Source organism: Streptomyces nanhaiensis, assembly GCF_046614825.1.
Taxonomy (GTDB): Bacteria; Actinomycetota; Actinomycetes; order Streptomycetales; family Streptomycetaceae; genus Streptomyces; species Streptomyces radiopugnans.
The window spans coordinates 1-256 of record NZ_JBKJFM010000431.1; the positions used below are offsets into that span (position 1 = coordinate 1).

1 protein-coding gene is annotated in these 256 nt (G+C 73.4%); it reads right to left on the reverse strand.

Annotated elements, in window-relative coordinates; translation table 11 throughout:
* The coding region (locus ACLIYP_RS30940; RefSeq protein ID WP_412716360.1) for a methionine adenosyltransferase domain-containing protein at positions 1-256 on the reverse strand (256 nt) is incomplete at both ends.

Consider the following 256-nt stretch of genomic DNA (forward strand, 5'->3'; position numbering starts at 1 on the left):
GGTGCGCTCCCAGGTGAAGTCGGGCAGCTCGCGGCCGAAGTGGCCGTAGGCGGCCGTCTGGGCGTAGATCGGGCGCAGCAGGTCCAGGTCGCGGATGATCGCGGCCGGGCGCAGGTCGAAGACCTCGCCGATGGCCTGCTCGATCCGCTCGGGCTCCACCGTGGCCGTGCCGAAGGTCTCCACGAACAGGCCCACCGGCTCGGCCTTGCCGATGGCGTAGGCCACCTGCACCTCGCAGCGGGCCGCCAGCCCGGCG